Source organism: Paraglaciecola marina (assembly GCF_004360155.1).
Classification (GTDB): Bacteria; Pseudomonadota; Gammaproteobacteria; order Enterobacterales; family Alteromonadaceae; genus Paraglaciecola; species Paraglaciecola marina.
The window spans coordinates 21,935-47,626 of sequence record NZ_SAIS01000030.1; the positions used below are offsets into that span (position 1 = coordinate 21,935).

A 25,692-nucleotide genomic window follows, 5' to 3' on the forward strand; every position below is an offset into this window, starting at 1 on the left:
TTATTATTACATCACTATTCTAACCAGAACGGAACACAGCAATGCAGCAGGAAAACATAGCCAGTGATCTGGTAGACATCTACCAATTTGTCCTAGAAAAACTACCAGCTATAAGTGTGGGTTTACTACTGTTTTTTGTTCTATTTTGGTTATCACGGCCCCTCGCGATTTTTCTGACTAAACCTATGCAAAAAGCCAATACCAGCAAATTAGTACAGCTGGTTGTTAGACGGATAATAAGCTTATTCATTATTTTAATCGGGCTTTATATATTTCTTAGGCTCGCTGGTTTAACTCAGTTTGCCGTTGCCTTATTAAGTGGTACGGGAGTAATAGGTTTAATAGTTGGCTTTGCATTTAAAGACATAGCAGAAAACTTCCTTTCAAGTTTACTATTGAGTATCCAACGCCCCTTCAAACTAGGTGACATAATCGAAGTAGTCGGTTTTGTAGGCGTAGTAAATAAGATGACTATACGTGCCACCACACTCGTAGATTTTAATGGCGACCATATTCAATTACCCAATGCCACAATTTATAAGAACGCCATACGCAACCTAACGGCCAACCCTAATATTCGCTCAAGTGTAGATATTGGTGTAGGTTATGATGTGGATTTAAATCACGTTCAAAGCATTGCCATGGAAATCATGCAGTCACATATGGCCATATTAAACGAGCCAGAACCTCAAGCACTACTTGACTCTTTAGGCCCATCAACTTGTAATTTAAAGCTGTACTTTTGGGTGAATAGTGAAATTGATAGTCCTTTAAAAGTAGCTTCTATCATTAGGAAACAGTTAGTCCAATCATTCCTAGAAAACAATATATCTATGCCAGACGACGCTAGAGAAAGAATCATTCTTAATTCAGGTGATTCAAATCAAACACAATCTACTACCCTACCCGCAGAGGTTACTCACCGAAAGGCTGAGTACATAAATGAAGACACCAGTAGTGATCATGATGAGATAAGAGAACAGGCCATCAAAGCAAGGGATCCAGAGGAAGGCAACAACATACTCTAACCAAACTAAGCAAGATGCCCATAAACTGACAATCGCTTATTAGTAGGCTAATTCACTTTCATAGTTTTTGCACAATCATGCTTAATAGTATTGATAATATTAAGTAACAAATTCTTACAAACCGTTGAGATAGACCTAATGAATAAACTTTCGATTTACGCAGGATTTCTAGCATCAGCCATATCCCTAGCTTTAACTGGGTGCAGTGATGGCACAAATAATACTGTTGATGATGTTATAGAAGATGTAATAGATGACTCAGATGACGATGCTGAAACCAGTGATGACAGTATTTTATCCGTAGACACGTCTTTATTTGCATCAGACTCTCTAGTTTCCGTTGAAACGGTTGATTGTACTTTATCAAACGGAACAGAAACCAGTTGTTACTCCATCACTATTTCGGGCTTTCCAGCTGATAGAACGGAATTAGGGGACTTTTGTCCAGATACTATTGAAGCCACCGCTGATGAAGGGGGAAAATGGTTTGATGATGGTGTACTTTACGACCTTACTGGCAGTTTTATAGAAAACTTAGATGTGTTTTATGGTGATAGCTATTGGCAGCTATATGACGAAGATACGGGCATCATAAACATAACCGACACCCAAGTAGCTTGCGAAGCCGCGGCGCAACCACAGGTTGAAGCCCAGTACTATAACCATTGTGTTCAATGTGACCTAGACTACTTTGCAGATGAAGTTGGTGGTGGTGTGGCAAGTACATACCTTATTCCTATCACACCCGTATTTCGTAGTAGTGCCGGTGATTTAAGTGGTAATACGGGTGTAGCATTAAACGGCGTCAATCTTGCGGCGGCAGCACCCACTGCAGCTATTCTAAGTGCTTATACCATTGCCGCTTTTGATGACTGTGTTGGCCATGTTAACCCTGTAGCTGGCTATCATTACCATGGGGCAAATCATGGTGATGGAGATTGCCCGGCCATTGAGTTCGAAGTGGATGGCCATGCAGGCATGATTGGTTATGCAATGGACGGTTTTGCCATCTACGGTATGCTTGATGAAAATGGCGATGAGGCTACTGATTTAGACAGTTGTCGAGGACAAACTGATGATGTACGTGGCTACCATTACCACTCAGCAGGCCCAGGGGAGAATACGTTTATTGGTTGTTTCTCTGGTGAGACGGCAAACTAGTAGGTAACAAAATGAAGATAGTCAAAAGCGTGACAATAGCTCTAAGCTTAGGTTTACTTTCTTTATCGGTTAGCGCCCACAATGGTCATGGTGATGAATTACCTTGGCAAGCATGTGCCGATGCCCAAAAAGATGAGGCCTGTCAATACACTAATAGCCATAACGACCGTTATATCGGTAATTGTAAAGTATTTAGTGGCGCATTAATGTGTGTTCGAAATAAACCTATTGTTCATTTAGAAAAACTTACTTTGTTTACAACAGTAGAATTGCAATCAGGGGAACTTCAGACTAGGGCTCCTAGCAAGTTAGATAAATGAGTAGACAGAGTCAGTATTTTATTTACTGGCTCTGTTTTTATAAGGTAAATACTCACATATTAAGGGATACATCTAATGGGCGTAATGTTTGCCACTGGTGTCAAATGTTACTACATTATTTTTAATATTAGGTAAAGTCACAGGCCAAACCTTAACACGTGTTTCCCACATACGACTAGCCTTAGCATAGGCTGCTACCGAATCAAGTTTATCCACTAATATTAGCATACTCGCTAAGGTACCTAATAGTGCATGCTCGGCATAGTCATCTTTAGTTTGCCCAGTCCATACACTTACTAAATAAAGAGGGTCTAACTCTTTTGGTTTTGTCACATAGGTGTCTAAAGTATTAGGTATTTCGACTGTGAATTTAGCTGTGCCTCTGTTAATGAACAAAGTCACGTCACGCAAGGGGTTAAACTCTAACTCGCCCCCCTCTCCTCTAAAACATAAGGTATTTTTATCCTCTAATAAGGCTGCGGTCTCTTGGTGTTTTTCATCTACTTTACGGTGAAAAATGCCCTGTAGGCTATTAGTCGCATTGGATGGATTGAGTAGTCTTGCTAGGGTATTTGCACAAGAACGTAAACCAAATAAATCTCTGAGTTGAATGATCCTATCAAGCTGTGGGTTGATTGACCTTAAATCCATATAAGCAAAACCAAAGGCGTTTAACCCAGCTCGTGCCTGCTCTGAATTTTCAGAAATATCAAAACCTAATTGAGGCAATACTTCTTTTAAATATAGACGCTTAGAGTCTGGTTCGTGAGTACCGTGTAAAAATACCCGTTTACCGTTTTGCCCTAACAACATAGCGGCAAGTAAAAACCATGGTAAATGACGGCGTTTACCGGCATAACAACCCATGTCTAAATCAATAGATAACAATTGTAAAGACTCAGAATTATACCCACGAAATGCTTCTGTAAAGCCCGCTAATTCTTCAGCCGTTTCTTCTCGCACTCTAAGCAACATCAAAAATGCACCTTGCTGCTCTGGTGTTGCCTCACCATTAATCAGCATACTCATGGCTTGTTTGGCTTCTGATTGGGTTAAAGTGCGCCCAGCCCTTTGGCCTCGACCAATAATACGAATAAAATCTTTAAACTTTACTTCTGTGTTGGTCATAAGACTCTATAGACTAAAAAAGTGGAGAGGAATTTTACTGAGTTTATAAGCATCAACAAAGTACAATTAACTCAAAATGTAAAAATAACTTCTTATGCAATTATCGGTTTAGTAACTTTTGACAGCAATGATAAATCTACATTATGTCTTTTGTTTACCACTTCACCCACTATGGTTATCGCTGGCCCCTGAAAATCAGCACAAAACACTTTTTGAGTAATATTCTCTAGAGTGCCAACGCACAACCTTTGCTGACTTGTTGATGCTTGATCTATAACGGCCACAGGCATACTTGCCTGCAAGCCATTCTCAGCTAAACGTTTCATTATAGTTTCAATACGCTTTAGGCCCATGTAAAAAACTAAAGTTTCACCTGTATTGTTTGTACCTTTAACACCGTTAGCTAATGCCGACCAGTTCGGTTCTGCGTTAGCAGATTTCAAATGAGCGGTAATAAACCGCACTGATTGAGCGCATTCGCGGTGTGTTAATGGAATACCGGCATAAGCTGACGCACCCGATGCCGCAGTGATACCAGGAACTATGGCAAAATCGATTTGGTGTTTTGCTAAAATGTCACACTCTTCACCTGCTCTGGCAAATATGGCTGGGTCACCGCCTTTTAAACGAACTATGTTTTTCCCTGTCCGCGCTACTTCAATCATTAGATCACAAATATCTGCTTGCTTCATACTATGATTACCGCATTTTTTTCCAACAAAAATTCGCTCTACTTTTGCAGGGATCATCTTGATAATATCTGGGTTAACTAGCCAATCGTACATCACAACATCAGCTTCTTGTATTAACCTATGTGCCTTTAACGTTAGTAGTTCTGCATCACCTGGCCCTGCTCCAATTAAGTATACAAGGCCTTTTTCTGAGCGTAGCGACTTATTAGAAGTAGTCTTGGTATCAAAAAATTTAAACTTAGCCATACTTGTAAGCATGTCAATATTTCTAAAAATCAAATTTAATACTTTCTGCAACGAAATGATAACACCTTGATCAACGACTGATTTATTTGTATTCATTATACGGCCTCTAGTGTAATCAGTTGCTCTTGACCTACAGGCAATTTACTTGGCTTATGTTGAGTGATGAGTTGGCTTAGTTCAGATTTACATGAACCGCAATTGGTACCACACTTTAAAGTGGCTCCTAAACCGTCCACACTACAATTACCTTGTTTAACTGCATCAATAATGGTGTTTTCACCCACTTTAAAGCAGCTACAAATTAACTTGCCCTGCTTAAAGCTTTCGTCAGGCTGTAAATTCAACAAGCCATGCAATTGCTCAAGATTAACATTCTGCTCACCAATTAAACTGCTGATCCAGTTTTGGTCTAGCTCTAAAGAAGTATTAGTTGTGCCCATTGAAAGCACTAACTCCCCTTCACGTAACCCACAGGTACTGCTAAATACCTGACTATTAGCCCCAATCCACTCCTCAAATAATGGGAAGTTATTGACTAGCCAAGTCCTTAGTGCAGTTAAATCTTTATTGGTAGCAAAACAAACTAGCGTCCCTTTCTCAAATGGAGTGGTAACAAAATATTCAAACGCTTGCTTAAGAAGTGTAATAGACAAGTTTTGCTGCACAAACAACTGTCCTTGATGAGCAAATTCTACTTTTTCAAGAGATACAGCAGCATGCTTTAGTTCTGGCTGCCCTGATATATCGTCATTAGCATCAGTATACAAAGCTGCAATATTTGAGCTAGAGCTATTGCTTGCACTCCAATGGATTGGTGCAAACAACTCCCCCTGTCTTTGGTTATTGTCTATCTTAACTGGGAGGCAGACGGTTAAGTCTCCACTAGTTAAATGAGCGGCATTAAGCTTTACAAGGTCATTGGCTTTTAAATTAAGCTTATCAGCATCTTTAGGATGTATAGCCAAATAAGGTCTGCCGATATGTGAAGTTAACTCTGCGGTTTTTCCAGTACGAGTCATAGTATGCCATTGATCTCGAACACGACCACTGTTTAAAACAAACGGGAAATCGTCACAGGTTAATTGCTCAGGTGGCGTATAACTAGTACTTATAAATTGCGCTTTACCACTGTCAGTATAAAACTGACCATCTGTGAATAAACGCTTTGTACCCTTAGGTTGTTCAGCATTACCACCTAGTGTTACAGGCCACTGGATGGGTTTTAAACGATTATAATCTTTGTCAGATAAGTTACATAACCCAGACAAATCTAAGTCCCGGGTACCATTATTATTGAAAGAGGTTAATCCTGTATATTCAGCAAATATTTCGCTAGGTTTACTGAAATTAAAACCTGAATCAAAGCCCATTGCTTTGGCTACTTCACAGATAATCTGCCAATCATGCTTGGCTTCACCCGTCGCAGGCATCAGGCCTCTCTGCCTTGATATACGCCTTTCAGTATTAGTTACTGTACCGTCTTTTTCAGACCAGCCAGTAGCAGGCAATGCAATATGAGCATAATCTAAGGTATCATTTTTCTGCACACAATCTGAGACCACCACCAACTCACATTTAGCTAACGCATCAGCAACTTTTTGGCGGTTAGGCATGCTCACCATAGGGTTAGTAGCCATGATCCACACAGCCTTTACCTTGCCTTGATTAATGTCTTCAAACATATCTACGGCTTTCAAGCCTACTTTAGTTGGGATAGACGGCGAGTCCCAATAGGTCTGTACTGTGTGGCGGTGATCTGGATTATCAATATCCATATGACAAGCCAACATATTTGCTAGTCCACCGACTTCACGACCACCCATAGCATTTGGCTGACCGGTTAATGAAAACGGTCCAGAGCCTTCCTTACCCATTTTGCCAGAGGCTAAATGACAATTAATAATACTGTTAGCCTTATCAGTACCTGACGTGGACTGATTGACCCCCATACAATAAGCGGTAACCACCTTATCTGTGTGCAAAAAGAGTTGATAGAAGTTGCTTAAATCAGACTCGGAGACATCACAGGTCTTAGCAGTTTCAATAAGGGTTGAAGTTTCACAAGACTCTAAAACACCATCAAAACCTTGAGTATAAGTATTGATGTAATCGCGATCTAAACCACCTTCACTCCACAAGTAATGGATTAAACCATTAAACAAAGCGACATCTGTTCCTGGTTTAATGGCCAAGTGCAGGTCAGCGAGTTCTGCACTGGCGGTGCGTCGAGGATCAACAATGACTACTTTCATATCAGGGCTGATTTTTTTAGCACGCTCTATACGTTGAAACAGCACAGGGTGAGTCCAAGCTGCATTCGAGCCCACTAGCACCAATAACTCAGTTTGCTCTAAGTCTTCGTAACAACAGGGTACAGCATCAGCACCAAACGCGCGCTTATAGGCAGCTACGGCTGATGACATGCATAAACGTGAATTAGTATCGATATTGGCGCTACCGATATACCCTTTCATTAATTTGTTAGCGACATAATAATCTTCAGTTAATAACTGTCCTGAAACATAAAATGCAACAGAATCAGCGCCATGCTCAGCTATAACCTCATTAAATTTTTTGGCAACGTGCTCTATAGCTTCTTCCCAACAGGCCTGCTCTCCCATTATGGTAGGAGTAAGCAAACGCCCTTCCGGTGAATTGGTCTCTAACAATTTACTGCCTTTAACACACAATCGACCAAAGTTTGCTGGATGATCTGAGCTACCTGTAACTGAAGAAAAATTACCTTTTGTGTCAAGAGTCACATCCACACCACACCCCACCCCACAATAAGGGCAAGTTGTAGTCGCTAAAGATGCATTACAGACCTTTGCTTGTTCAACTTTAGACGGGCTAGTTGACATAAATTATTCTACCAACTGTAACTGCACTTGATTTTGTTCAATACGAACAGGATAAACCTTTAACTTAACCTCTTGATCATCTAAACAAACACCCGTTTCTAAAGAGTATCTTTGTTTATATAACGGAGAAACAATTACTGTACAGTCAGCAACTGAGCCGAGTAAACCACGATATAGCACATTAGCTTTACCAATAGGATCCCAGTTACTTACTGCAAAAACTTGTTCATAATTTGCACTTTTTATTTTAAATAGGGCTATTTGTTGATCTTCAACTAAGGCACAAACTCCTGAATTAGCAACTAAATCAGCATCGCTACAAACGGTTACCCAATTATTTAGTGTTGTCATTGTTAAGCTCCTTAAACCAATTCTGTGGCAAGTTTTTCAACTTGTTCATCGCTAAGTTCCAGCTTTTCTTGTTCGGTAGCTGGGCGAATTTGCTCACGCTCTTCAACAAAAACGATGTTCATGTCTTTGTCATCACTATTTACAAATTGACGGAAACGTTTAAGGGATTGTTCACTTTCAATAGTTGTTTTCCACTCACACTGGTAGGTATCTTCAATGTGTTGCATTTGCGCTTCTAACTCATCACATATTCCTAGAGAGTCTTCAATAACCACTTGCTTAAGATAATCTAAACCACCTTCAAGATTTTCCATCCAAACTGAAGTACGTTGTAATCTGTCTGCTGTTTTCACGTAAAACATCAATACTCTGTCAATGTATTTAACTAAGGTTTCTGAATCTAAGTCTGTGGCAAACAAATCAGCATGACGAGGTTTCATACCACCATTACCACAGACGTATAAGTTCCAACCGTTTTCAACTGCGATAACACCAATATCCTTACCCTGTGCTTCCGCACATTCACGGGTACAACCAGATACACCAAATTTAATTTTATGGGGAGCACGTAGACCTTTATAACGGTTTTCTAAATCAACTGCTTTACCTACTGAATCTTGCACGCCGAAACGACACCAAGTGCTACCCACACAAGATTTAACGGTACGTAATGCTTTGGCGTAAGCGTGGCCAGTTTCAAGTCCAGCTGCGACTAATTTCGTCCAAATCCCTGGTAATTGGTCAACTCGGGCACCGAACAAATCGATCCGTGTGCCACCTGTTATTTTGGTATATAAGTTGTATTCTTTTGCAACCTGCCCAATAGCAATCAACTTATCGGGGGTGATTTCACCACCAGGAATACGGGGCACAACTGAATAAGTCCCGTCTTTTTGCATATTTCCTAAATAAGTATCATTGGTATCCTGTAACGCAACGTGGCCTTTATCTTGTTCCAAAATAAAGTCATTCCATACAGAGGCGAATATTGAACCCGCAGCTGGTTTACAGATTTCACACCCTAATCCCGTACCATGTTTATCTAATAACTCATCAAAAGTCTTGATACCGCCTACCTTTATTAAGTGAAACAATTCTTGGCGCGAATAAGCGAAATGTTCACATATGTCCTTTTTTACTTCTACTCCTCGCTTTTCAAGTTCGCAATCAACCACAGACTTAAGTAGAGCTGCACAACCGCCGCAACCTGTGCCAGCTTTGGTACAAGATTTTACAGAGCTCACATCACATGCACCTTGGTCAACAGACTCAATAATGTCGCCTTTTGAAACGTTATGGCATGAACAAATAGTAGCAGTGTCTGGAAGGGCATCCGGTCCTAACCCGGCTGGCGTATCACCAGTTGAAGGTAAAATTAAACTTTCTGGGTTAGCAGGTAAATCGATGTCATTTAGAGCATATTGCAATAAGGTATCGTAATCACTGGTATCGCCAATCAATACAGAGCCAAGTAGTTTCTTCTGTTCGGCATCAACAACTATCTTTTTATACACTTCTTCAGGTTGGTTTTCGTAGGTGTAACATAGCGCACCTTCAGTTTTAGCGTGGGCATCACCAATTGAGCCTACTTCTACGCCCATTAGCTTGAGCTTGGTACTCATATCGGCACCTTGGAAAGTCAAATCTCCGCCTATGATATGGCTCGCTGCAGCTCTTGCCATGGTGTAACCAGGCGCAACTAATCCGAAGATAAAGTTATTCCATAGGGCACACTCACCTATTGCATAAATATCGGCATCGCTAGTTAAACATTGATCATTAACCACTATGCCACCACGAGGACCAATCTCAATATCAAACTCTCTGGCTAAGGCATCAGATGGACGAATACCCGCGGAGAATAAAATCATATCGGTTTCTAAATCAGTTCCATCTACAAACACCATTTTATAACGGCATACGTCACCTTTCTCAATAACCTGGGTAGCTTTTTGGGTATGTACTTGCACCCCTAAATTTTCAATCTTGCTACGTAATAAACGACCACCACCGGCATCAACTTGTACCGCCATCAACTGAGGTGCAAATTCTACAACGTGCGTCTGTAAACCAGCTTCTTTAAGGGCATTGGCTGCTTCTAAACCTAACAAGCCACCACCTACTACCACACCTACTTTGCTAACAGCAGATGACGCACTAATGTTTTCTAAATCTTCAATGGTTCTGTAAACTAAACAATGGGGTTGGTCGTTCCCAGGGATAGGCGGTACAAATGGGTAAGAACCAGTAGATAATACTAATTTTTCATATTCAAAAACATCACCTGATTCAGTGGTAACGGTTTTAGCAAGTTTATTAATGTTGATAACCTTGGCGTTCAACTTAAACTTTATATTACTTAGCTCATAGTATTCTGGCGTTGTTAGGGCAAGTTCGTCAGCGGTTTTACCGCTAAAGTACTCTGATAAATGCACACGGTCGTATGCCAACCTTGGCTCGGCTGATAAAACCGTTACGTCTATCTGAGTATCATCAGCTTTATTCGCCTTGATTAACTCATCAACAAAGTAATGACCTACCATGCCATTACCTACCACCACTACTCGCATTTTTTGTGCGTCATTTGCATTTATCAAACTTGACATTGGGTCACCTCTGGCCTTTTTTTGAAGCAAAAAAAAACCCACTAAATTCATCAAATTTGACGAATTTGTGGGCTTCTTTGCCGATTTGCAATTACACGCTTTTATGTAAAGCAAACGAATTTAAATTAATTTTATAATTTTTACTAAGCATTAAGAATGCCAACTTTTATAACTATAAAAAACAACAGCTTATAAAAATCCGCTCCATTAAATGAAGCAATATTTCTGACAACATAGTGCAATAGCACCATATTGGCGCACAAAAAGTGCGGGTATTAATAAACAGCATTTACTAAGAATATAGTTATTCAAGAAGTTGCTCATTTGAGTTGGCGCATGGGCAATAAAAACAGTATTCTCTTGCAACAACAAAATACATGAGCCATCGGGCATAACTTTACATGACGTTTATTAGAACCTTATTTAGCATCTCTTTACTCCTATTCACATTCAATACTCACGCTGCATCGGTTTGGAAAGTTTCATCAAAAACTCACAGTTTATATATTGGGGGGACTATTCATATATTAACCCCTGATGACTACCCATTACCCAAAGAATATGACATTGCTTACCAAAACAGTAATAAGTTGGTATTTGAAACAGATATGGTGGCCGTTAGCCAAGCTGAATTTGCACAGAAAATGATGAGCTTAATGACATACAGTGATGGTACAACCATAGATAAAGTATTAGATGCAGATACCTATCAAGCACTAGTGGTATTTTTATCATCAAAAGGCGTACCTATTCAAGCATTGGCTGCTTATAAACCTGGCATGATAGCTATTACACTGAGCTTGATGGAACTCAATGCCATGGGTTACACCAGTGAAGGGGTCGATGTATTTTATTCAAAAATGGCAACTACGAACAATAAACCACAAGCCTGGCTTGAAACACCAGATGAACAATTGCAATTCTTAGCTAATATGGGAAATGAAGATCCAAGTGCAATGATTGATTACACCCTTAAAGATATTGCAACTATGGAAGAAACCTTTGGTAAGCTTCACAAAGCTTGGTTTAAAGGCGATATGTCAGCTATGGCAGATGTGGGGATCACGCCATTTAAAGCTGATTACCCTGGCATTTACGATGACCTAATTGCCACCCGCAATAATAACTGGCTACCCCAAATAGTCAGTATGCTAGATGACGAGCCTAAAGAATTAATTTTGGTTGGTGCACTTCATTTATCTGGTCCTGATGGCGTCTTAGCTAAATTAAAAGCTAAAGGCTATTCGGTTGAACAACTGTAATTCAGTGAATTGGCAGTTCTGGAATTACTAAACCGAAGCACACTAATATTAATAAGATACTTGGCCATTTCAGCCAGAGGTAATGATGCCATAACACCTTCATGATGTTATGGCTTTGGTTTCCTGGTAACTTGATCATCTGCTTTAAACGAAGTCCATACATGTACACGCCTGATATACCTAATCCTGTTAATATACTTCCAAATACAAACCATATATAACGACTTTTCCAGCCCCAAACGCGCCCCATATGTAACGGGTCTGCCGCTTCAGACACCCTAAAATGCCAATTTAACTGCTGCGCTTGTCTACCTGCTATAAAATCACCATTAACGGCGTCAAACTCTTGCTTGTTAGCTCGACCTCTCACTAGCCATGCTTTATTTTGCCCTTCAATACCTAACAGGTAAGGAGGCGTTTTAGACCATGTTAGTTCTTCTATAAGATAGTCTGGGTGGCTTTCATGAATTGTCTCTATCGCTTTGTTTACCGCTACTGGGGAGTACTTATTTAAAATTACTTGAGTATTGCTTTCTAAAGTATGTACTTTTGAATTGTAAAGTTTTGGGTATTTAATGCCCCCTCCCCACTGTTCAACAACATACCAAGTGCCTGTTACTGCAATTAGCAAAACAAACCATAGACACCAAAGCCCAGAAAATTTATGCAGGTCACTCCAAAATTTACGCTTTTTGGCAGCCACAACTCTTGGGTTGTTTGACATTTCAACAGTATAAAAAGGCTGATATTTAGGGAGTGTAAAAAAGCGCTTCCACCAATTTTTATAACTATACAACCCTGAAATCAATAGCGTCAGTAATGCAAACGCACACATCCCAACTATGCTAACGCCAACTTTAACAGGCAACATCATATGTCGATGCACTTGCCGAAAAAAGCGCTGCCAATTAAACCTAGCGCCTGTCCCTTGTACTTCGGCTGTTTTAGCATCTAAATAGATATAGAACCGTTCACCTTTCGTATTTAGCGCCATGGCTTTTACATTATGCCAAGCGGGATTAGGGCGTTCGATGCTTTGAAATGTAGCATATGGAAAAGCACGAGTGGCCGAAACCATTAAATCTGCCCATGGTAATTTTTGCTCTTCTGAAAGCATAGAATTACCCCTAATGGCGCTATTCGTTAACCAGTCTAATTCTTTAGAAATAGTCGCCAATGTTCCTGTAAACATCACAAAAACTAATAAAATGCTCAGTTGAAAGCCCACCCAATGATGTAAGTTAAACCATTGCCTTTGCTTCATCTTGATATACCTAGGGACATGACTACCTTTAAAAATTGAAAACGAAGCTTAACAACGAGCTTTTAGGGAGATATCTTGAAAGTATCCATCACTTTCACTAAAGCTCCTCGGAGTAAAACAAAGTAACTACAATAGGTTCAATTTTCCAAGTATTTTTACTTTAAACATACACTTACTGGCTAGCATTAAAATCGAGGGAATAGTAATTACGAAGATTTATAATTACAAGTTATTGATTAAAGCCGCCCTAAAAAATGCATAATAAACACTTTGAAAATAGCTATCTCTCCCAGCTGATTTTTGCGATAGTAATGCCATGTTACACCTTAGATAAATTAAGATTTAAAAATGCTCCACTCCTGTGAAACTCCTGGCCTGTTACCCATTCAAGCTGCTATTTCAAATATGCTTAAAAATGTTCACCCCGTATCTGAAAGTGAATGGGTGGATATTGAAGAAGCCTTAGAAAGAGTCTTGGCAGAGGACATAATCTCAACAATTAACGTTCCCCCGGCTGATAATTCAGCTATGGATGGTTACGCGTTACGCCATAAAGATTTGATCGAAAACAATCAGCTTACCTTGGTAGGCACTGCTCTAGCTGGCGCTCCTTATAATGCTCAAGTATCTGCTGGCCAATGTGTGCGGATTATGACAGGTGCGATTATTCCGGAAGGTGCAGACGTTGTTGTGATGCAAGAAAATACTAACATTCACGATAAACAAGTTACTTTTCAACAAATACCAAAGTTAGGAAACAGTATTCGTAGGGCCGGAGAAGACATAAAGAAAGGCCAAGTGGTAATTGAGAAAGGCACCCAACTTACCCCAGCTTACCTAGCTTTAATTGCATCAATTGGAATATCTGAGGTGGCAGTTATTCGCCGAGTCAAGGTTGGCTTGATTGCCACTGGCGATGAACTGACTCCACCAGGGGAAGCACTCGTCGAAGGGGCTATTTATGAAAGTAACCGCTATGCACTTACCGCTTTGCTAAGTACCTTTGCCGTTGAAATTTTTGACTTCGGTATTATCAAAGATAATAAAGAACAACTGAAAACCACCTTTGAACAGGCAGGTTCCCATTGTGATTTGGTCATATCTTGCGGCGGAGTTTCAGTTGGTGAGGCCGATTATGTAAAAGAAATACTAGACCAACTCGGACAAATCAATTTCTGGAAAGTCGCGATTAAACCAGGCAAGCCCTTTGCTTTTGGACAATTGAACAACGCACTGTTTTGCGGTTTACCTGGGAACCCAGTATCCTCTTATGTCACCTTTGAAACCTTAGTCACGCCATTATTAAATCAATTATGTGGCGCAAAAATTAAAGAACGCCCTTACTTCATCGCTAGAGCGGCTTGTACTATTTACAAACGCCCGGGACGAGCTGATTATCAAAGGGGCATATTTTATCGTGATGACAATGGTGAGTTAGTCGTTAAACCAAACGGCAAGCAAGGTTCAGGTATTATGAGTTCAATTGCCAATGCAAACTGTTATATACTATTAGGTCAGGATTCAGGTAATCTGGAACAAGGCAATACAGTCAAAATTCAACCGTTTTAACTAGCAAACATTAGCCTAATCATATTCACAGAAACTCAGCATAAAAAATAATGTAGAAGATATTTTATGCTGAGGTTTTAATTGCACTTATTAAAGAGACATCAGTGGTATTTAAACAAGAACTTAAAACTATTATCCAACTTGCTTGGCCACTATTAATTGCGCAAATTACCCAAACCTTAATGGGTGTGTCAGATACCATTATGGCTGGGCGCTATTCTGCTACAGATATGGCTGCTGTCGCCATTGGCTTTGGTTTTACTTTTCCTATTTTAGTTTTTTTACAAGGAATAACCTTAGCTTTACCGCCAATAATTTCTCGTTTTAATGGCTCTAAACAACTAGATAAAGTAGCTAATGTTACACAACAAATGGTGTGGTTAGCCTTAGGTATTTCTGCCTTTGCCCTGCTGTTTTCTTTTGGGTTTACACCTTTATTACAGTTTATTGACATGGACGCCGAATTACGCAGTATTACTATCGATTACATTCAATACGTATTATATTCAATGCCGGCATTTGCTGTATATCAAGTGCTTAGAAATTACTGTGAAGGTCTTTCTGTTACTAAACCCAGCATGCTTATTATGGTAATTGGGTTATTGGTTAATATTCCCGCAAACTATGTACTAATTTATGGAAAGCTTGGACTACCCGAAATGGGTGGCGCAGGCTGCGGTATTGCTACTGGATTAGTGTTTGTAGCCATGTTATTCGCCACTTGGTTTTATACTTTAAAGTCGAGTAAATTAGCTAAATTTGCTCTATATCAAAAAGTCTATCGCCCTCACCTACTTGATATGTGGAGTAACCTAAAGTTAGGTCTTCCTATTGCCTTGACTATTTTGTGCGAGGTGACTTTATTTGCTGCAGTACCCATTTTATTAGCCCCTTTTGGCGCTACTATTGTGGCATCCCACCAAGTGGCATTAAACTTTTCAGCTTTAATGTTTATGATCCCACTTAGTATAGGTATCACCGCTAGTATCCGCATAGGGTTTCTATTAGGAGAGCAAAAACCAGCACAAGCCAAGCTAGCTATAAAATGTGCCTTTACCTTAGGTTTTTGCACATCAGTATTCGCCGCTTTAATTACCATTATATTACGAGGCCCAATATCAAGGCTTTATAGTATTGATCAAGAAGTAATCGACCTCGCATCAAGCTTGTTATTGTTTGCCGCAATGTTTCAGTTTTCTGATGCGATACAAGTTATATCTGGCCACGCATTGCGTGGTTATAAAGATACTGCCGCCATGTTTTACCTCAGCTTTATTTCGTATTGGGGTGTGGGTATGACTACAGGCTGTATTTTAGGATTAACCGACTGGATAGTCCCTAAAATGGCTGCAGCTGGCTTTTGGATTGGTTTTATTTGTGGCTTAACAACTGCAGCCGTTTTATTAGGATTAAGGTTGCGGTATATTCAAAAATATCAATTAAATGATTTTGCATAAAAACTAAATGCAAGGTAGTAAATCACTTATGAACTTCTCAAGTTTGCTGCGAGTCTTAATTGTCACTTTTATATTATGTGTAACTGGGTTTGTAAATTCAGCACCTATACACTTCATCATTGATTCTGATTCATTTAAAACATTTTTTGAAAATGATAGTGAGCCTACAAATATGCATGAGGCTACTTATCAATTAATTTTTAATGAAATCAAAATGATACCTCAAATTTCTTTAATCCCACATCTACGAATGAAACACTTTCTTGATTCTACACAGGCAACCTGTACTTTCTATCACCTAAAAACGCCAGAAAGAACGAATCGATATATTTTTAGTTATCCAACAGACATTTTCCTTGGGGTTAAACTGTATCAACATAAATCCAGTAAACCTATTGATGAAAGGTTTTTAGATAACGAAGGCAGATTATTATCAGTTAGCAACTTTTTTAATGATAAAACCAACGATGCTAATTTACTGTTAATGTCAGGTAAGTCTTACGGCTTCGAATTGGACCAGCAAATTAAAGAGATTAATCCTATTTCAAAAATAATGATCTCAGGAGAAAGCCCTAATAAAGCCTTTCTTGGTATGTTTTTAAAAAAGCGAGTGGATTATATTATATATTACCCTACTGTATTTCTTCATTTTCCTGAAGAGGCAAAAACCTTAAGGTCTTATCCTATCAAAGGCTCGCGCCCATATATGTTTGGCAGAATAATGTGTAACAACACTGCTACTAGCCAAGATTTTATAACCCGTGTAAATCAAGTTTTAAAAAAACTCTATAGTTCAGACGAATTTTTAAATGCCATTTTAGACTTCACTCCAAGGGCTGAACATGAGCATGTTAAGGAGATTATTCGAACTAGATTTATTACTGAAACACTACAACAAGGTTAAATGATTTTAATACTATGCAGTTAACCGATATTGCCATTAGAAAGGTATCTAAAGGGCCAATGAAAACGTTGAGTGAAGTGATGGTCACTAGAGTTGCGGGACTAAATGGCGATTTTCGAGGCAAACCTGGTAAACGTCAGGTAACTATTTTAAGTCAAGAGCAGTGGGACATAACTTGCACTGAAATAGAGGCTGACCTTCCATGGACAACCCGGCGGGCAAATCTATTAGTTTCTGGCGTTAGTTTTAATAAAGATATGGTCGGAAAACTAATTAAGATAGGCCCTTTGATATTAATCATTACCCGAGAAACCGACCCTTGCCCAAGAATGGATCAACAATACCTAGGCTTGACTCAGGCTCTTATACCAAACTGGCGAGGTGGAATTTGTTGCCAAGTAATCGCTGATGGTAGGGTCAAAATAGGTGATGAAATACAAATTGTAGGTTAAATACTACTATTTCCTACTGGTTTTTCCTAAAAACATCGTTGGATTTCATCCATCTTACAAGTAATAACAGTCACATTTTCATAACCAACTCTTTGTAATTGTTCCGCAGCCAGAGCGGCACGAGCAGAGGTTGCACAGTGTAAATAGATTGCTCTTGTTGGATCTTTCTCAAGCTCCATCATTTTCATTTCAAGCAATCCCCTTGGAATATTAATCGCTCCTTCAGCTGGAAAAGCTTGGTGCTCAGCAGGTTCACGAACATCAATCAATAATCCACTATTTTCTGCTCGTTCCTCAGCAGCAGTTTTTGCATCAATACAGCGAATATTTTGTTTTACTTCAAAAATTAAATCTGCAATGCCTTTAAGCATGTTTTACTCCTGAACACCTAATTTTTTTAAAATGGTAATCATAGGACACCATAATGTGAATGCTGATTGAATTAAATTAGCGGCAATAAAAATACTGAAAAATATCCAATTTGGATGGACCCAATGGGTTAACGCTAACGATATTAAGAGCATTGCCCCTGCAATTAATCGTAAAGCAGCATGTAATTTCATTTTCACTCTCCAACTTCAAATTTGATAATACATTAGACCCTGCTAATATTAGTGTCAACTAATATTAGCATTTTCTTATATAATATTTATAATGGCATGATTAAAACTAAAGATAAGGTTATAAAATTGGATCTGAATCAACTGTCTAGTAACGCTGGTAATGCCGAAGCCTTCTTAAAAATAATGGCAAATAAAAATAGACTCATGATCTTATGTACTTTAATGAATGAGGAGCGCAGCGTTTCTGAGTTAAACCAAAACATTCCTTTAGGACAGTCAGCACTATCACAACACTTGGCTGTATTACGTAAACATAACTTAGTAGAAACACGAAGAGACGCTCAAAGTATCTACTATTCAGTCACTGATACTCGTGTTAAGCAAATTATTGAAAAACTGTACGAATTCTTCTGTGACGTATAAGCCCTTCATGATGGAGCTGTAAAATGCATAATTCATTAAAGTCTCACCCTTTTGATAATGCTGTACGTTACGCATTATTAAATCGGGGTTTACCACTGTTTTTATTTTTATTTGCCCTTATCGCCGGTGTTATAGCATTGCAAGCAACGCCCAGAGAAGAAGAGCCGCAAATTGTAGTACCTATGATTGAAGTATTGGTGGATGTCCCAAACTTATCGGCTCGTCAGGTTGAGCGGCAAGTAACCACTCCTCTAGAGCAGCTATTGACTCAAATAGCTGGTGTTGAACACGTTTATTCCACCTCTTTGGATGGGCAGCTATCGGTAGTACTGCGATTTTTTGTAGGAGAAAATCGTGAAAATGCCCTTATCAATACATACAACAAACTGTATGCAAATCAAGATTTAATACCGTCAGTGGTAAGCAACTGGATATTAAAACCCGTTGAAGTGGACGATATTCCGATTGTGATGATTGGTTTAGTAAGTAGTGATGAGCAAAAATATAATGATGTTGCTTTACGTAGAATAAGTCAGGAAATATCGACTTTATTACAGGGCTTAGAAAATACCAGCGAAGTGAATATCATTGGTGGCAGGCTTCGTAAAATTGAAGTTGAGTTAGATATTACCGCGCTAGCAGCTTATCAAACCAGTGCGCTAGATGTTTATAGTGCAATAACACGTTCTAATCAGCTCAATCAATCTTCAACTGTAGTCATGGGTGCAAAAGCTGTAGTGATTGAATCAGGCGATGTGATCCGTAGTATAGATGAGCTAAATAACCTTGTGGTTAACATGATCAATGGTAAGTCTGTAATATTACAAGATGTTGCCAAAATCCAAGACTCACAACAAACAGTGAACTCTTATCAGTGGCTTGAGTATAGTCATCAAGCTATACAGAATAGTACCAGCCCCTCAGATAAAGTTCTTAGCACACAAGCAAACCCCATGGTTACTATTAGCATTGCCAAACAAAAAGGTACAAATGCTGTACGGGTAGCAGATGATGTATTAAGCAAAATGGCCGAGCTTAAAGCAAGCTTTCTTCCGCCAGAAATTGATTACAAAATTCTTAGAGACTATGGTCAAACAGCAAACGAAAAGGTTAATAATCTAAGTTCCAGTTTAGCCTTTGCGGTATTTACTGTAGTGGTGTTTATTGGCATATTTCTGGGCTGGCGAGCTGCAATTGTTGTGGGTATGGCAGTACCTGTTTGTTACGGGCTTACTTTGCTTTTAGATTTAATGCTTGGTTATAGTATTAACCGGGTGACGCTATTTGCTTTAATACTGTCTTTAGGTTTATTAGTAGATGACCCTATTACGGGCATCGACAATATTACTCGCTTTCTAAATTTATCAAATAGTCAAAAAAACAAAACCCAACGCATTGTAGACGCTATGTCTGAGATACGCTCACCTCTTATTATGTCTACTGTAACTATCATATTGGCATTTGTGCCCTTAGCTTTTATCACCGGTATGATGGGGCCATACATGGCCCCAATGGCGTTCAATGTTCCTATCAGTGTAATATTGTCTGGTGTTGTTGCCTTTTTTATTACTCCTTGGTTAGCGTCACATCTACTTAAGCCTCAGGAAGTAAAAAACACTGATACAGAATCTGTTTATAAACGTCTCTTAGGGCCACTGATAGCCAATAAATCTAGAGCTAAATTTGGTTTATATGTGGTGTTAGGTTTATTTATCGCTGCTAGTTTATTACCACTACTTCGTGCTGTGCCTTTAAAGTTATTACCCTTTGATAACAAAAATGAAATACAGCTTTTAATAGATTTACCTGAATCAGCTACTTTAGAACAAAGTGCGGCTAAGACTCAGGAAGTCATAGAAATCGCTAAAACTCTACCTGAAGTGGCGCTCCTTGCTGCCTATGTAGGTGAAGCGTCACCTATGGATTTTAATGGCATGGTACGCCAATACTATCAGAGGAACTCACCCAACCAAGCCGAAGTTAGGCTAATTTTACTCGACAAAAATGAACGTGAGCAGCAATCCCACGGTGTGGTGCTAAGGTTAAGAGAGCTACTCACCCCTTTGCAAACTGAAGCCACTAACATAAAAGTGGTAGAAGTCCCACCAGGACCACCTGTATTAAGTACCTTTGTAGCCGAAATATATGCTGAGCCTTTTGTTGAATTAGCTAGCCAACAACAGGCGGCACAAACACTTATGCAACGTTTAGCGAAAGAGCCCTATGTAGTGGAAATAGATTCGAGTATCACCGCCCCCCAAGAAATAGCCCGTTTTATCGTAGATAAGCAAAAAGCAGCTTTGTCTGGTATTTCTACTGCTGATGTTAATCAAACCATAGACATTGCAGCTAGAGGGGTTAGCGCTGGCATATTACAAACTGAAAATGAAGTCACTCCTCTAGAAATTGAGTTAAAACTGCCTTTTAATAAAGCCAACCAAACCAGTGATTTTGATGGCCTATCCCTAAGGGGAATAACTGGCGTTGCTCAGCAAGATGCTGGTGTGGGATTAGAGCCAGCGCCCCAACCCATTGTAAACCTAGCGGAATTGGGTCAATGGCAAACATTTGAAGTTAGCCAACCAATATTACATAAAGATTTACGACCGGTAATCTATGTAACAGCGGAGCTATCTGGGCGCACACCAGCAGAAGTGATAGCCGACATTAGCGCTGATCGTATACAGGCCAATAACGCTAAATCTATAGATACATTAAACAATGATATACCGAATAAGCAGCCAAAAAACAGTTGGCAAACACGAACCTATTTAAACTCAGGTGCAGGTATTCAATGGGCGATCCCTGAGGGTATTAGTATTGAGTTTGGTGGCGAAGGAGAATGGTTGATTACAATTGATGTTTTCCGGGATATGGGTATCGCTTTTGCGTTTGCATTAGTAGGAATTTTTATAGTGTTACGTTGGCAGATATCTAGTAGCGCTTTAGCACTAATTATTATGTCTGCCATACCGTTAACCATAATCGGCATCATGCCAGGATTTTGGTTAATGAATCAATTTGGTGAACGCTGGATTGGCAATGCCCCTGACCCGGTATTATTTACCGCAACAGCTATGATAGGAATGATTGCACTGGCTGGTATTGTAGTGCGTAACTCACTAATTTTAGTGGAATTTATAACCTTAGCTAGAGCCAATGGAAACACCATAAAAGAAGCATTATTTGCAGCGGGAACTGTGCGTATGAGACCTGTTTTATTAACCGCGGGTACTACTTTGCTAGGTAATATCGTCATCATTCTTGACCCAGTGTTTAGTGGCCTTGCCCTAGCTATTATTTTTGGCATTATCGCCTCCACTTTCTTCTCTTTATTAGTGGTTCCTATGGTGTACTTTTTAGTATTTGATAAAGAAACCACAGCGTCTAATGAAGAAACTCCCCATATAAAACTAGCAAGTCATTCAACTCAGGAGAGCCAAGCATGAGTTCAAATATTCTTCGAAAAGCCATAGTGCCAGTCATAGCCATAATAGTGTTAACTCTGTCCATTGCATGGATGGCAGGTCTATTTACTGACAAAATCAAACCTCACGAAGTAACGGGCCCTACAAATAACGGAAAAGCCTCATTTAAAGTTACAGCTACTTTAGTGCCTAAATATGAATCTGCGCCTGCAAGTTTAAAAGCCCGAGAAACCACTCTAATTTCAAGTCGAATCTTAGCTCGAATTGAGAACATTCACGTTCGTGCTGGCGATATTGTCAATAAAGGCGATCTTTTAATATCACTTGAAAACAGTGAACTCACCAGCCAATTAGCGCAAGCGAAGTCAAGAATAGATTCATTGCAAGGTGACATGAAAGAAGCACAAAACACCTTAAAACGAATTGAAAAACTAAAACAGCAAGGGTTAGCTTCAACTGCAGATTTAGACCAAGCACAAGCAACATTTACACGTTTGCAAGGTGAAATACATACAGCAGAACAAGGTCAAGAAGTGGCAGAAACATCATTGGGCTATAGTCGTATTTTAGCGCCATTTTCAGGACGAATAGTTGATAGAAGCGCGGAACCTGGAAATATAGCCACCCCAGGCCAACCTATCCTTGCTTTGTATAATCCTAGTTCTTTAATAATTGAATCTAACGTCAGAGAATTAGTTGCGTTAAAATTAAAATTAGGTCAAAAATTGTCAGTTAATATCGATAGTTTAGGGCTACAGTCTATTGCTACGATTTCTGAGTTAGTTCCAGCAGCAGATCCAAATGCCCATAGTTTTGTTGTAAAAGCTGACATTCCATTTGATGAAAACCAGAGACCTGGTATGTTTGCTAGATTACTTATTCCTATTGGAGAGGAGCGTATAATTTTAATTCCATCCGAGTATGTCAGAAGTTATGGGCAATTACATAGAGTATGGGTGAATAACCAAGGTAATATAAGCCGACGATTTATTCGAGTTGGAGAGTCTTATGACGGCAAGGTTGAAGTTATCTCAGGGTTAGCCATGGGTGACATAATTACAGAGTTTGCAGAATAAAAGTTTTCCAAACAAGGCGTAAAATTCCTTATTTTTTGCACAATTGATTTGATTTCTCTAGCCAAAATAGATTTTTATATAACTTTAGTCTTAATAACGAGTATTTAAGAAAAAATAGCTTAACTAATGTGGATAGTTACGTTTATTATTCACGAAAAATTTTTAACACAATAGGATTTTAATATGAAATTTTCTGCATTACTTGTTTTTGTTGGTGCCCTTTCCTTCTCATCTGCAAGTATGGGAAAAGATTTGCTAAGCTCTGCAAAAAGCTTACTTACTGACAGTAAATCTGAAACCACATCTAGTTCACTTAGTGTTACCGATATGGTGAGCTCCGTTTCTGACTCTTTAGGTATTACTGAGTCTCAAGCCACCGGCAGTTTGGGTTCAATTTTTGATTACGCCAAAGATAATGTATCCACTGAACAATTCTCAACTATTACTGATTCGCTACCTAGCCTAGACACGCTTTTATCTGCTGTTCCTGCCATTACTGGTGATAGCAGTGACAGTGAAGGCTCTAGTGGTCTTGGTGGAATGCTTAGCAAAGCGACTGAGTATAGTGACACCCTTAGTGGAATTGCTACGTTACAAAAGCAATTTGAATCACTCGGTCTTGACGCGGACATGGTTTCTAAAGTTATACAAAGTGCTTATGCTTACTTAGACACCGAGCAAGGACAACAAGTGAAAAGCCTTTTACAAGAAGGTCTTAGTTCACTGTCTATATAATGTTTACATTAACCTATCGCCATTAATCTAGGCGATAGGTTTTCTTGATTTATTTACTTCCTTCTCCTTACCTATCTTCATCTAAACTTGGTGTACTGTCTTTTACTCACAATTGAGACTAATTAACTATATAAACTAGCCGATAAAACCATTTAAAATAGCGTTTTTATCTTGGGACCAAATTATCACCTGATAAAGAATTACTTTATTAACCCAAAGACTTAACTCGAAAAGGAAACTTTATGGAAAATTTAGATGAGAAGCTTCAAGTATTTTACGATAAGGCCATTGCATTAGGTACTGAATATGGAACCCAATTTATTTTAGCAATTTTAGTTTTAATAATTGGACTTTGGATCATCAGCAAGTTAAGTGATGTAGTTCGGAAATATTCAATAAAAGGCTTACCTGACGAAACTCTAGCAAAATTCTTAACTAATATTTTTGAGGTAATCTTAAAAGTATTATTAGTGATTAGTGTTGCTTCTATGGTCGGTATAGAAACAACTTCATTTGTCGCTATTTTAGGTGCTGCGGGTTTAGCTGTTGGCTTAGCATTGCAAGGCAGTTTATCTAACTTTGCTGGTGGCGTAATGATCCTTATATTCCGTCCGTTTCAGGTGGGTGATTATGTAGGGGCTCAAGGTTTAGAAGGCGCGGTTACCGATATAGGTATTTTTGTCACAACCTTTGAAACATTTGATAAACGTATCATTATTGTTCCAAACGGACCTCTAGCAAATGGCAACATTACAAACTACACAAAAAGCAGTATACGTGCAGTAGAGATCTCCATTGGTATTTCTTACTCCGATGATATTGCAAAAGGTAAAGCGGCTATGGAAGCAGTATTAAAAGCTGATCCACGCGTATTACAAGAAGAAGGTAACATTGTAGAAGTAGTTGACTTAGGCTCTAGCTCAGTAGACTTTTTGGTAAGAGCATTTGCTAAAACAGAAGATTACTGGACACTAAATTTTGCTCTGCGCCCAGCTTTAAAGGCAGCAGTAGAGGCGGAAGGTTTGACTATTCCATTCCCTCAGCGCGATGTGCATATGTTTCAAGAAAGTGCATAAGCAAATCTAATAATAAGAAAGGTGTGCAAGTTATTGCACACCTTTTTTTTGCTTAATTTAAAACGAAGGTTGTTGTTGAAATAACCAGGTTATAGCATCAGAGAATTCTGCTTTCCAAAACTTCTCTCCAGGCTCTGCATCTGTCACCCGTCTAAATTTCATATTGTCTCTTGGATGTCCTTGGGATTTTAACTGTCGATACATTTTATCTGTATCAGCTATCATTCCATCACCTTCAGCGTCGCCATATACAAGGTAGAATCGACTATCTAACTTAGCTTTTTTAAACTGAGTATATGCAAATACATCCGGTGAATACCAATAAGCGGGAGAGAATATGCCGGCTTTACTAAACACTTCTGGGTAAGCAAGTAGCGCATAATGACTAATTAAGCCGCCCATCCCAGCCCCCATAGTTGCAGTATATAAACGTTCAGGCTTAGTACGAAAATTATTGTCAACATAGACCTTAACCACTTCCACTACAAAATCCATATAAGCTTGACCCTGAGCAGGCCCAAAACGTTTATTTTCCCAAGGTGATAGTTCGTTCATGCGTTCTTCTGCGCCATGATCTATCGCCACCACGATCACTTCAAATTGTTTGCTCTTTGCCAATGCGTTTAACGACTCATCTACCTGCCACTCCTCTCTATCGGCCGTTAAATTATCAAATAAATTCTGGCCATCATGCATATACACCACTGGATAAGACTTTTCGGAAGAGCGATAACTGGGAGGTAAGTAAAGGCGCACAGTTCTTTGCTTATCTAAACCAGTTATTACAAATTGAAAGGGCAAACTTTGTACATTGTCAGCAGCAGATGAAGGCTTGATAGACTCTGAACATGCCATTAGACAATTACATAAAATAAATAAGATAAATGGAATCAATCGCTTAATTAACATATCAATACTACCTAGCCTTTTTATAACGTCGATAAAAGAAAAAACATTATCCACTATTAATAGAAATTAATCGCCTTATGACAGCCCCCACTCTAAAATATTTAGCAATGACAATATAGGTAAATGTGTATTAATATCATCACTGAAGCTGTTCAATAATCAATCTATTATCATATATTTA

Annotated in this window: 22 protein-coding genes; 13 read left to right on the forward strand and 9 right to left on the reverse strand. The window is 39.1% G+C overall.

Annotated features, from left to right (window positions below; translation table 11 throughout):
• Window positions 1–41: 41 nt before the first annotated feature.
• The 3 genes from EOK74_RS19260 to EOK74_RS19270 all read left to right on the forward strand — a co-directional run bounded on the left by EOK74_RS19260 (window position 42) and on the right by EOK74_RS19270 (window position 2,509).
• On the forward strand, window positions 42–1,028 hold the full coding sequence (locus tag EOK74_RS19260) for a mechanosensitive ion channel family protein (RefSeq protein ID WP_133471745.1): 987 nt from the start codon (window positions 42–44) through the stop codon (window positions 1,026–1,028).
• Window positions 1,029–1,166: 138 nt separating this feature from the next.
• Complete coding sequence (locus EOK74_RS19265) at window positions 1,167–2,189, forward strand: YHYH protein (protein WP_133471746.1); 1,023 nt, start codon at window positions 1,167–1,169, stop codon at window positions 2,187–2,189.
• Window positions 2,190–2,200: 11 nt separating this feature from the next.
• A complete protein-coding gene (locus EOK74_RS19270; RefSeq protein ID WP_133471747.1) occupies window positions 2,201–2,509 on the forward strand; it encodes a hypothetical protein in 309 nt (102 codons plus the stop codon).
• Window positions 2,510–2,581: 72 nt separating this feature from the next.
• Here the strand turns inward: EOK74_RS19270 and EOK74_RS19275 are convergent, their stop codons facing one another.
• From EOK74_RS19275 to nirB, 5 genes are all read right to left on the reverse strand, one after another.
• Window positions 2,582–3,637, reverse strand: coding sequence for a glycosyl transferase family protein (locus EOK74_RS19275; protein WP_133471748.1), 1,056 nt, complete (start codon window positions 3,635–3,637; stop codon window positions 2,582–2,584).
• Window positions 3,638–3,729: 92 nt separating this feature from the next.
• Window positions 3,730–4,575: a uroporphyrinogen-III C-methyltransferase gene (cobA, locus tag EOK74_RS19280; protein ID WP_420818943.1), complete on the reverse strand. Its 846-nt coding sequence runs from the start codon at window positions 4,573–4,575 to the stop codon at window positions 3,730–3,732.
• Between the two features lie 95 nt (window positions 4,576–4,670).
• Window positions 4,671–7,436, reverse strand: coding sequence for a nitrate reductase (locus tag EOK74_RS19285; protein ID WP_133471749.1), 2,766 nt, complete (start codon window positions 7,434–7,436; stop codon window positions 4,671–4,673).
• A 3-nt stretch (window positions 7,437–7,439) separates the two neighbouring features.
• Window positions 7,440–7,787, reverse strand: a complete 348-nt coding sequence (gene nirD, locus EOK74_RS19290; protein WP_133471750.1) for a nitrite reductase small subunit NirD — start codon at window positions 7,785–7,787, stop codon at window positions 7,440–7,442.
• Between the two features lie 11 nt (window positions 7,788–7,798).
• Window positions 7,799–10,393 (reverse strand): nitrite reductase large subunit NirB, encoded by a 2,595-nt coding sequence (gene nirB, locus EOK74_RS19295; RefSeq protein ID WP_133471751.1) that lies wholly within the window; start codon window positions 10,391–10,393, stop codon window positions 7,799–7,801.
• Window positions 10,394–10,794: 401 nt separating this feature from the next.
• Between nirB and EOK74_RS19300 the strand changes: the two genes are divergently transcribed.
• Window positions 10,795–11,655: a TraB/GumN family protein gene (locus EOK74_RS19300; protein WP_133471752.1), complete on the forward strand. Its 861-nt coding sequence runs from the start codon at window positions 10,795–10,797 to the stop codon at window positions 11,653–11,655.
• A 1-nt stretch (window position 11,656) separates the two neighbouring features.
• Here EOK74_RS19300 and EOK74_RS19305 read toward each other — a convergent pair whose 3' ends face one another.
• Window positions 11,657–12,919 carry a PepSY-associated TM helix domain-containing protein gene (locus EOK74_RS19305; protein WP_133471753.1) on the reverse strand — a complete coding sequence of 421 codons (1,263 nt, stop codon included), beginning with the start codon at window positions 12,917–12,919 and terminating at the stop codon, window positions 11,657–11,659.
• A 348-nt stretch (window positions 12,920–13,267) separates the two neighbouring features.
• On the opposite strand from EOK74_RS19305, the gene moeA reads away from it, so the two are divergent.
• The 4 genes from moeA (at window position 13,268) to EOK74_RS19325 (ending at window position 17,301) form a co-directional block, all read left to right on the forward strand.
• A complete protein-coding gene (gene moeA, locus EOK74_RS19310) occupies window positions 13,268–14,488 on the forward strand; it encodes a molybdopterin molybdotransferase MoeA (RefSeq protein ID WP_133471754.1) in 1,221 nt (406 codons plus the stop codon).
• Window positions 14,489–14,592: 104 nt separating this feature from the next.
• Window positions 14,593–15,945, forward strand: a complete 1,353-nt coding sequence (locus tag EOK74_RS19315) for an MATE family efflux transporter (protein WP_133471755.1) — start codon at window positions 14,593–14,595, stop codon at window positions 15,943–15,945.
• 28 nt (window positions 15,946–15,973) lie between these two features.
• Complete coding sequence (locus EOK74_RS19320) at window positions 15,974–16,849, forward strand: hypothetical protein (RefSeq protein WP_133471756.1); 876 nt, start codon at window positions 15,974–15,976, stop codon at window positions 16,847–16,849.
• 14 nt (window positions 16,850–16,863) lie between these two features.
• Complete coding sequence (locus tag EOK74_RS19325; protein ID WP_133471757.1) at window positions 16,864–17,301, forward strand: MOSC domain-containing protein; 438 nt, start codon at window positions 16,864–16,866, stop codon at window positions 17,299–17,301.
• Between the two features lie 26 nt (window positions 17,302–17,327).
• Here EOK74_RS19325 and EOK74_RS19330 read toward each other — a convergent pair whose 3' ends face one another.
• The gene (locus EOK74_RS19330; protein WP_133471758.1) at window positions 17,328–17,672 is read right to left on the reverse strand and encodes a rhodanese-like domain-containing protein; all 345 of its coding nucleotides are present in this window, start codon (window positions 17,670–17,672) and stop codon (window positions 17,328–17,330) included.
• Window positions 17,673–17,675: 3 nt separating this feature from the next.
• Window positions 17,676–17,864 (reverse strand): YgaP family membrane protein, encoded by a 189-nt coding sequence (locus EOK74_RS19335; protein ID WP_133471759.1) that lies wholly within the window; start codon window positions 17,862–17,864, stop codon window positions 17,676–17,678.
• Between the two features lie 126 nt (window positions 17,865–17,990).
• Here EOK74_RS19335 and EOK74_RS19340 point away from each other — a divergent pair, with 126 nt between their 5' ends.
• From EOK74_RS19340 to EOK74_RS19360, 5 genes are all read left to right on the forward strand, one after another.
• Window positions 17,991–18,287: an ArsR/SmtB family transcription factor gene (locus tag EOK74_RS19340; RefSeq protein WP_133471760.1), complete on the forward strand. Its 297-nt coding sequence runs from the start codon at window positions 17,991–17,993 to the stop codon at window positions 18,285–18,287.
• A 23-nt stretch (window positions 18,288–18,310) separates the two neighbouring features.
• Window positions 18,311–21,736, forward strand: a complete 3,426-nt coding sequence (locus EOK74_RS19345) for an efflux RND transporter permease subunit (RefSeq protein WP_133471761.1) — start codon at window positions 18,311–18,313, stop codon at window positions 21,734–21,736.
• Window positions 21,733–22,791, forward strand: coding sequence for an efflux RND transporter periplasmic adaptor subunit (locus tag EOK74_RS19350; protein WP_205964741.1), 1,059 nt, complete (start codon window positions 21,733–21,735; stop codon window positions 22,789–22,791). Before EOK74_RS19345 ends, EOK74_RS19350 begins: the two co-directional genes overlap by 4 nt.
• Window positions 22,792–22,974: 183 nt before the next feature.
• Window positions 22,975–23,526: a DUF2780 domain-containing protein gene (locus tag EOK74_RS19355; protein ID WP_133471762.1), complete on the forward strand. Its 552-nt coding sequence runs from the start codon at window positions 22,975–22,977 to the stop codon at window positions 23,524–23,526.
• 242 nt (window positions 23,527–23,768) lie between these two features.
• Window positions 23,769–24,602: a mechanosensitive ion channel family protein gene (locus EOK74_RS19360; protein WP_133471763.1), complete on the forward strand. Its 834-nt coding sequence runs from the start codon at window positions 23,769–23,771 to the stop codon at window positions 24,600–24,602.
• Between the two features lie 57 nt (window positions 24,603–24,659).
• Here the strand turns inward: EOK74_RS19360 and EOK74_RS19365 are convergent, their stop codons facing one another.
• Window positions 24,660–25,511 (reverse strand): alpha/beta hydrolase, encoded by an 852-nt coding sequence (locus tag EOK74_RS19365; protein WP_133471764.1) that lies wholly within the window; start codon window positions 25,509–25,511, stop codon window positions 24,660–24,662.
• Window positions 25,512–25,692 lie beyond the last annotated feature (181 nt).

Coding starts and splice junctions, on each gene's coding strand:
- EOK74_RS19260 (WP_133471745.1), top strand. CDS start 42: ATGCAGCAGGAAAACATAGCCAGTGATCTGGTAGACATCTACCAATTT.
- EOK74_RS19285 (WP_133471749.1), bottom strand. CDS start 7,436: ATGTCAACTAGCCCGTCTAAAGTTGAACAAGCAAAGGTCTGTAATGCA.
- nirD (WP_133471750.1), bottom strand. CDS start 7,787: ATGACAACACTAAATAATTGGGTAACCGTTTGTAGCGATGCTGATTTA.
- EOK74_RS19305 (WP_133471753.1), bottom strand. CDS start 12,919: ATGAAGCAAAGGCAATGGTTTAACTTACATCATTGGGTGGGCTTTCAA.
- EOK74_RS19275 (WP_133471748.1), bottom strand. CDS start 3,637: ATGACCAACACAGAAGTAAAGTTTAAAGATTTTATTCGTATTATTGGT.
- EOK74_RS19330 (WP_133471758.1), bottom strand. CDS start 17,672: ATGCTTAAAGGCATTGCAGATTTAATTTTTGAAGTAAAACAAAATATT.
- EOK74_RS19345 (WP_133471761.1), top strand. CDS start 18,311: ATGCATAATTCATTAAAGTCTCACCCTTTTGATAATGCTGTACGTTAC.
- EOK74_RS19270 (WP_133471747.1), top strand. CDS start 2,201: ATGAAGATAGTCAAAAGCGTGACAATAGCTCTAAGCTTAGGTTTACTT.
- cobA (WP_420818943.1), bottom strand. CDS start 4,575: ATGGCTAAGTTTAAATTTTTTGATACCAAGACTACTTCTAATAAGTCG.
- moeA (WP_133471754.1), top strand. CDS start 13,268: ATGCTCCACTCCTGTGAAACTCCTGGCCTGTTACCCATTCAAGCTGCT.
- EOK74_RS19360 (WP_133471763.1), top strand. CDS start 23,769: ATGGAAAATTTAGATGAGAAGCTTCAAGTATTTTACGATAAGGCCATT.
- nirB (WP_133471751.1), bottom strand. CDS start 10,393: ATGTCAAGTTTGATAAATGCAAATGACGCACAAAAAATGCGAGTAGTG.
- EOK74_RS19300 (WP_133471752.1), top strand. CDS start 10,795: ATGACGTTTATTAGAACCTTATTTAGCATCTCTTTACTCCTATTCACA.
- EOK74_RS19325 (WP_133471757.1), top strand. CDS start 16,864: ATGCAGTTAACCGATATTGCCATTAGAAAGGTATCTAAAGGGCCAATG.
- EOK74_RS19320 (WP_133471756.1), top strand. CDS start 15,974: ATGAACTTCTCAAGTTTGCTGCGAGTCTTAATTGTCACTTTTATATTA.
- EOK74_RS19335 (WP_133471759.1), bottom strand. CDS start 17,864: ATGAAATTACATGCTGCTTTACGATTAATTGCAGGGGCAATGCTCTTA.
- EOK74_RS19350 (WP_205964741.1), top strand. CDS start 21,733: ATGAGTTCAAATATTCTTCGAAAAGCCATAGTGCCAGTCATAGCCATA.
- EOK74_RS19365 (WP_133471764.1), bottom strand. CDS start 25,511: ATGTTAATTAAGCGATTGATTCCATTTATCTTATTTATTTTATGTAAT.
- EOK74_RS19355 (WP_133471762.1), top strand. CDS start 22,975: ATGAAATTTTCTGCATTACTTGTTTTTGTTGGTGCCCTTTCCTTCTCA.
- EOK74_RS19265 (WP_133471746.1), top strand. CDS start 1,167: ATGAATAAACTTTCGATTTACGCAGGATTTCTAGCATCAGCCATATCC.